We start from the raw sequence: 6677 nt of genomic DNA, 5'->3' as shown, positions 1-6677 counted from the left end.
AGGGATCGCGGCCCGCGGGCGCTCCGCCGCAGGGCGGTGCGGCCCCGGCCGCCCCGCAGGGTGGTCGACCGACCCAGGCGCCGACCGGCCAGGCGCCGACCCAGGCGCCGGGACAGCGGCCCCAGCAGAACGGTGGCCCGGCAAACGGTGCGGGCACTCGTCCGGTCTCGCCCACGAGCGGTCCCGCGACGCGTCCCGGTGCTCCCGCGGGCGCGCCGGGCACGCGCCCGACCTCGCCCACGAGTGGTCCCGGTACGCGCCCCGCGGCGCAGGCCGGTGGTCCGGCGACACGTCCGGGTGCCGCCGCCGGTGCGCCTGGCACGCGTCCGGCCTCGGCCCCTGGTGGTCAGGGCACCCGTCCCGGTGGTGCTGCGGCCGGCAAGCCCGCGGCTGCAGCCCCCTCGGGGGACGACGCGGCGAAGGCGGCCCGCAAGGAGGCCGCCAAGGCCAAGACGGCGGTGATCGACGGCCCGACCCGGCACATCGACCGCTCCGATCTGGCGAAGGATCTGCCGGACCTGTCCGCGGTCAAGCATCCGCTGCCGGGCGACGCCCCCGCGGCGGCCGGTGCCGGCGCCAAGACGGGCGCGCAGCCCGCGGTCGTGGCCGTGCCGATCGACGCGGTCGCGGGTGACCCGTTGCGCGCGACCATCCAGGTGCGCAAGGTCGACCCCTGGTCGACGCTCAAGGTGTCCCTGGTGATCTCGGTGGCGCTGTTCTTCGTGTGGATGTTCGCCGTCGGATTCCTGTACGTCGTGCTCGACGGCATGGGTGTCTGGGATCGCCTGAACAACGCCTTCACCGACATCGTGTCGGAGTCGGGCGACGAGGGCCTCGTCAGCGCCGGGCAGGTGTTCGGCTACGCCGCGCTGGTCGGTGCGATCAACGTGGTGCTCTTCACGGCGCTCGCCACCATCGGATCGTTCATCTACAACCTCTGCACGGACCTGGTCGGTGGGGTCGAAGTGACCCTCGCCGATCGCGACTGACCAGGGGTTTTGGTTCCCCGCCGGGCCGGTTTTGGTCGCGGCCGGTCGGTGGGGTAATCTCATGCCTCGGTTCGGGGAGACAAGTTCAACGCGTCTCCCGGACCGAGGTTAAGGGCCTATAGCTCAGGCGGTTAGAGCGCTTCCCTGATAAGGAAGAGGTCGGAGGTTCAAGTCCTCCTAGGCCCACTCCCCGTGCCGACGAAGGGTTCGAGCATGAAGGTACTGCTTCTCACGGCAGCCGTTGTGACCGTTCTCTTCGGGCTGACCAAGCTGCGGTCGCGCCGCAGTCAGGACGTATGGCACGAGGTCACCAGCCGCTAGCGCGGACGGGGCCTTAGCTCAGTTGGTAGAGCGCTGCCTTTGCAAGGCAGATGTCAGGAGTTCGAATCTCCTAGGCTCCACAGCAGTTACACAACCGAACACGGCATCACATCAACACCCCTCACTTTCCGGTGAGGGGTGTTTTTTGCTGGGTGTGCGTCCCGACGCGGGGGCGGGCCAAGGTCACAAGCGGATCGCATGCCGGGGCAAGTTCATCGAATTGTGTTCGATATCACACGGTCTCGACTACTGTTCGGCTGGGGGAAATCGCAACCGAACCCGGGAGCCGACATGAAACTCAGGAAGATTGTCGCCACTGCACTGTTCGTGACGGCCGCGATGGGCGCCGGGGCGGTGACCGCGCACGCCGACCCAGCCGCGTTGGTCGGCGCCCAGATGCAAGGTCGGGACCAGGGCGTCGGGTATAGCACCGGGCTCGCGCCGGGCGGTAACTCGGTCGTCACCCTGCTGGACGCGGGCGTGTTCCGGGTCTCAGGGGATGGGGCCGGGGTGAGCGTGCTCCGGGATGACGGCTCGCCCATCGGCACGATTCCCCTCGCATATCGCGTGAACGGTGAGACGCACTCGATCGCGCCCGTGATCGGCGACGGCGGCCGGACCCTGACGCTGACCCCGAACACGATCCCCTCGCTCGCTCAACCGGTCGCCTGGGACAACCCCGCGGATCAGCAGCGCCTGATGGGGGAGATCCAGAAGGCCCAGATGGGCGGGATCGTCGGGCAGACCGTCGGCGGCATCATCGGGCTCCTCGTCGGCTGCGTGGTCGGTGTGCTCGCCGGCTGCTTCCCCGGATCGATCATCGGCTCGCTCATCGGTGGCGTGATCGGACTGGACATGGTCGGTGGCGAACCATTGCGGTCGGCGTTCTTCAACTTCGTCGGGCCGCTCCCGACCCTGCCGGGGCTGCCGGCACCCGCGGCGCCCTGATTCGCGCCCGCGCCACAACAGACTGCAGGCACACAGCCCGCGATCAGCTCCTGGTCGCGGGCTGTGCGCTGTGCCTCGCCGAGTGTGCAGTTGTTGGGGCATAAGCCGAGATGGGCCGACGGTAGCTGCACACTCGACGGCCGAGGTCGAGCCTGTGCAATTGTGAACAAACCTGTGCAGCAATTGGTTTCAGTACCGCGCGGTCGGGTGTCGACGCCCGCGAATCGGCACGTCCACCTGCCGAAATGTATGTGTTACCGTGCGTGCGGCTTCGCGACCGGAGTCAACGGACACGGGGCGGAGTCGACGGTGGACAAGAGGGTGCGCGCAAACGGTTGGCGGGGTGCGGTCGTCGCGGCCGCCATGTCGGTGGTCGTGGCCGCGATCGCGGCGCCCATTGCGGCGGCGGCGCCTGCGGACTTCTACACGCCGCCCGCCGACCTGACGGAGAGCGCTCCCGGCGACCTGATCCGTACCGAGCCGTCCGAACTCGCGCTCCGGGTGCCGGGAACCGACGGGGCGTTCCCCGCCGACGGCCGGCGCATCATGTACCGCAGCACCGACGCGAACGGCGCGGCCAACGCGGTCACCGGCACCTACCTCGAGCCGCAGCGGCCGTGGGAGGGCCCAGGACCCCGGCCCCTGGTCAGCCTCGCGGTCGGCACCCACGGCCAGGGCGACCAGTGCGCCCCCTCCAAGCTGCTGAACCAGCTCCTGACCTACGAGGGGCCGATCGGGCTGATGACCGAGTACGAGGTGCTCGGCATCAACGCACTGCTGCTGCAGGGCATCGCCGTCGTCGTCACCGACTACGACGGCCTCGGCACGCCGGGCATGCACACCTACGTCAACCGCGCGGCCGAGGCGCACGCGGTGCTGGACGCGGCCAGGGCCGCCAAGAACCTGCCCGGCACCTCCATCACCGCGGCAGGGCCTGTCGGATTCTGGGGATACTCGCAGGGTGGCGGCGCGGCGGCCGCCGCGGCCGAACTCGCCGCCGACTACGCACCGGAACTCCAGGTGAAGGGCACCTACGCCGGGGCGCCGCCCGCGGACCTCGCCGCGACACTGGCGCAGATCGACGGCTCATTCCTCACCGGCGCGATCGGGTACGCGATCAACGGCCTCGCCCAGGCCTACCCCGAGTTCCGCCCGCTCATCGCGGCCGAGCTCAACGACAAGGGCAAGGCGATGCTGGCGGCGACGCGCGACTACTGCGTCGTCGAGACCGGTGCGCGCTTCGCCTTCCAGAAGACCAGCGAGTACACCCGCAGCGGCGAATCGCTGTCGGTGGTGCTCGATCGGCTGCCGCTGGCGAAGGAGCTGCTGGAGCGGCAGCGGATCGGCAGGGGGACGCCGTCGGGTCCGGTCCTGATCCAGTCCGGCAACCACGACGACGTGGTGCCGTTCGGCCAGGCCGAACAGCTGGCCGGGGCCTGGTGCGGTCGCGGCGCGACGGTGCAGTTCACCGAGAACCCGCTCCCGAGCGTCCTGCCGGGCTCCGTGATCAACCACGGCGCGCCGCTGGTCCTCGGCCTGCCCGAGGCGCTGACCTACATGGTCGACCGATTCCACGATCGACCGGCACCGAGCACCTGCTCGTCCTGACGCCTGCTGGCCCTCCGGTAGCAGGGGCCACCGATACCGTGGGGTGATGTGCTGCCGTCGGCGCGGCGCGATGCTCGTGGCATGACGACCGACGCAGCCTCGCCCCGCAGCTGGGCGCCGACGACGATCTACGTGCTGGTGGCGTTTCTCGCGGGCGGTGTCCTCGTCGCGCTCCAGGCGGTGACCGGTCCCGACGCGGACCTGCTCGAACTGGTGCAGTTCGCACCGGCCATCGCGGTGGTGGCGGTCCTGGCGGTCTGGCGGGGCAGATGGCGGCCGCCGCTGGCACTGGGCATGTGGCGGCCCGACCGCGCCGCCCTCGCGGCAGCGATCGGCTCGGTTCTGGTCATTCTGGCGCTGCCGGCGGCGGTGCTCGTGTCCCTCGGCGCAGGCCCCGACTTCTCGGCCGTCCGGGCCGGCGGGGCGCCGCTGGGCCTGCTGGTCCTCGCGCAGTGCGCCGGGGCGTGTGGGGAGGAACTCGGCTGGCGGGGGTTCCTGCAGCCCTACCTGCGCACGAGGTATTCCGTGCTGGTCACCGGCGTGCTCGTCGGAACCGTGTGGGGGGTGTGGCACGTCCAGGTGTTCACCGCGGGCGCCGCGTACGCGACGGCCTTCCTGTCGGCGACGATCGCGATGTCCGTACTGCTGGCGGTGCTCCTCGACAACGGACGCAAGGGCAGCCTCTTGATCGCCACCGGGTTCCACGCGGCCGTCAATCTCGGCCTGCTGGTGTTCGGCGACGCCGGGGGCCGTGAGCCCCTGCTGTGGTCGTCGATGGCCGTCGCCGCGGCGGGCTGTGCCGCGGCGACAGCGGTGTTCAGGAGTTCTCGACGTCCCGCAGGCTCGGCGGCGCCGGCGCGACCGGCGGCATCTCCCGCCGACGCTGCTTGACGTACACGGCGCCGGCAGCCACGGCCGCACCGAGGCCGATGACCAGCAGCGCCCGCCTGCCGCGCCTGCGGCCCTTGACCTGCTCGGCGGCCACGGCCGCGACGGCCTGCTCGTCGACCAGCGCGAGGGCGGGGACGGCCTTGGGCCGGGAGGACAGTGCCTTCCTGGCCAGGGCGTAGCCCTGGCGGCCGAGGTAGAGGCTCAACGCCCCGGTGCTCTTGGCCACCACTCCGGTGCCCTTCGCGACACCTCCCGTGCCCCTGGCGAACCCGAGCGCCGCGAGCTGCGCGAGCCTCAATGCGCTGCTGACCGTGGAGGATTCGGGTGCGGGGGGTACGACCTCGAGGGTGGGCGCCTGGTCGGCCGGGGCGGGGACAGAAACCGGGGTGGACTTCGTCGCGCGAGTCATCTGTCCACTGTCGCACATGTTCCCTGGGACGGAATGGCACCATGGTGGAGTGACCTCACCGAATCAGACCGCAACCGCAACGCTGCACACCAACCGCGGCGACATCAAGATCGCCCTGTTCGGCAACCACGCGCCGAAGACCGTCGAGAACTTCGTCGGGCTCGCCGACGGCACCAAGGCCTACAGCACGGAGAACGCCTCGGGCACCAAGACCGGACCGTTCTACGACGGCGCCGTCTTCCACCGCGTCATCGACGGCTTCATGATCCAGGGCGGCGACCCGACCGGTACCGGCCGTGGCGGCCCGGGCTACCAGTTCGGCGACGAGTTCCACCCGGAGCTGCAGTTCGACAAGCCCTACCTGCTGGCCATGGCGAACGCCGGACCGGGCACCAACGGCTCGCAGTTCTTCATCACCACCGGCAAGACCCCGCACCTCAACCGCAAGCACACCATCTTCGGTGAGGTCGTGGACGAGGAGTCGAAGAAGGTCGTCGACGCCATCTCCGGAACCTCGGTGGACCGCACGGACCGCCCGCTGGAGGCGGTCGTCATCAACAGCATCACCATCTCCTGATCGGTACCGCGAGATGACCAACCCCGGTTGGGGTGGCGTGTCCGGTGACGGCACGCCGCCCCAACCGCGGTGCGTCCGGCACCCGGACCGGCCCACCGCGCTGTCCTGCACCCGCTGCGGCCGTCCCGCGTGCGTCGAGTGCCTCCGACCGGCCGCCGTCGGCCAGCACTGTGTCGACTGCATCGCCGCCGACGCCAAGACCACCCGTTCGGCCCGCACCGTCGCAGGCGCGCCGCTGCGGACCGGCCTGCCGACCCCGATCGTCACGTACGTCCTGATCGGGCTCAACGTCCTGATCTACGCGATCACGGTGCTCCAGTCCGGCAACGTGGCGAACAACCACCTCGGCTCGCCGCTGTTCACCAGCTGGGCGCTGTGGCCGCCCGCGGTCGCCGACGGCGACCTGGTCCGCGTGCTCGGCAGCGGGTTCCTGCACTTCGGCGCGGTCCACCTGCTGGTCAACATGTTCGCGCTCTGGGTGATCGGCCGCGACACCGAGATCATCCTCGGGCGTTCCCGCTACGTCGCGGTGTACCTCGTCTCGATCCTCGGCGGCTCGGCCGCCGTGATGGCATTCCAGGTGAACGCCGTCACCGCGGGCGCCTCGGGCGCGGTGTTCGGGCTGATGGGCGCGCAGGCGGTGATCCTGCTGCGGCTCAAGCGCAGCCCGGGCCCGGTCCTCGCGATCATCGCCCTCAACGTGATCATCAGCGTGACGATCCCGGGGATCTCGCTGTGGGGACACCTCGGCGGGCTCGTCGCGGGCGCCGCCGCCACCGCGGCGCTGATGTTCGCCCCTGGCAGCCTCGGCACCCCCGCGGAGCGTCAGAAGGCCCGCAACCTCGGCTGGGGCGGTCTCGCCGCCGTCACCGTGGTCTCGGTCGGTGTCATCGCGCTGCGGATGGCGCAGCTGCGGGCCGAACTCGGGATGTAG

Annotated in this window: 7 protein-coding genes and 2 tRNA genes; 8 read left to right on the top strand and 1 reads right to left on the bottom strand. The window is 70.7% G+C overall.

From position 1 onward, the window contains the following. From RM1_RS17115 to RM1_RS17090, 6 genes are all read left to right on the top strand, one after another. Positions 1-989, top strand: a 989-nt coding sequence (locus RM1_RS17115; protein ID WP_072752946.1) for a DUF3566 domain-containing protein, incomplete at its 5' end; no start/stop codon positions are given. Between the two features lie 112 nt (positions 990-1101). Continuing rightward, positions 1102-1175 (top strand) — tRNA-Ile (locus RM1_RS17110). Between the two features lie 142 nt (positions 1176-1317). Beyond that, positions 1318-1390, top strand: a tRNA-Ala gene (locus RM1_RS17105). Positions 1391-1601: 211 nt separating this feature from the next. Continuing rightward, on the top strand, positions 1602-2258 hold the full coding sequence (locus RM1_RS17100; RefSeq protein ID WP_072752933.1) for a DUF8020 domain-containing protein: 657 nt from the start codon (positions 1602-1604) through the stop codon (positions 2256-2258). 363 nt (positions 2259-2621) lie between these two features. After that, positions 2622-3866 (top strand): lipase family protein, encoded by a 1245-nt coding sequence (locus tag RM1_RS17095; RefSeq protein ID WP_174562965.1) that lies wholly within the window; start codon positions 2622-2624, stop codon positions 3864-3866. An 81-nt stretch (positions 3867-3947) separates the two neighbouring features. Then, positions 3948-4757 carry a CPBP family intramembrane glutamic endopeptidase gene (locus tag RM1_RS17090; RefSeq protein ID WP_072752944.1) on the top strand — a complete coding sequence of 270 codons (810 nt, stop codon included), beginning with the start codon at positions 3948-3950 and terminating at the stop codon, positions 4755-4757. On the opposite strand, the gene RM1_RS17085 is transcribed toward RM1_RS17090, so the two are convergent. After that, positions 4684-5166 (bottom strand): hypothetical protein, encoded by a 483-nt coding sequence (locus RM1_RS17085; RefSeq protein WP_072752932.1) that lies wholly within the window; start codon positions 5164-5166, stop codon positions 4684-4686. The genes RM1_RS17090 and RM1_RS17085 overlap by 74 nt on opposite strands. 49 nt (positions 5167-5215) lie before the next feature. Here RM1_RS17085 and RM1_RS17080 point away from each other — a divergent pair, with 49 nt between their 5' ends. After that, complete coding sequence (locus RM1_RS17080; protein ID WP_072752931.1) at positions 5216-5743, top strand: peptidylprolyl isomerase; 528 nt, start codon at positions 5216-5218, stop codon at positions 5741-5743. 13 nt (positions 5744-5756) lie between these two features. Continuing rightward, positions 5757-6677 (top strand): rhomboid family intramembrane serine protease, encoded by a 921-nt coding sequence (locus RM1_RS17075; protein ID WP_072752930.1) that lies wholly within the window; start codon positions 5757-5759, stop codon positions 6675-6677.

It is taken from the genome of Rhodococcus maanshanensis NBRC 100610 (assembly GCF_001894865.1).
In the GTDB taxonomy this organism is placed as follows: domain Bacteria; phylum Actinomycetota; class Actinomycetes; order Mycobacteriales; family Mycobacteriaceae; genus Rhodococcus_G; species Rhodococcus_G maanshanensis.
Note: the sequence above shows the minus strand (reverse complement) of the source record. Positions and strands in the feature narration are given on the sequence as shown.

Bases quoted from the DNA above. Each gene is read 5' to 3' on its own strand.
- RM1_RS17100 (WP_072752933.1), top strand. From the start codon at position 1,602: ATGAAACTCAGGAAGATTGTCGCCACTGCACTGTTCGTGACGGCCGCG.
- RM1_RS17095 (WP_174562965.1), top strand. From the start codon at position 2,622: ATGTCGGTGGTCGTGGCCGCGATCGCGGCGCCCATTGCGGCGGCGGCG.
- RM1_RS17090 (WP_072752944.1), top strand. From the start codon at position 3,948: ATGACGACCGACGCAGCCTCGCCCCGCAGCTGGGCGCCGACGACGATC.
- RM1_RS17085 (WP_072752932.1), bottom strand. From the start codon at position 5,166: ATGACTCGCGCGACGAAGTCCACCCCGGTTTCTGTCCCCGCCCCGGCC.
- RM1_RS17075 (WP_072752930.1), top strand. From the start codon at position 5,757: ATGACCAACCCCGGTTGGGGTGGCGTGTCCGGTGACGGCACGCCGCCC.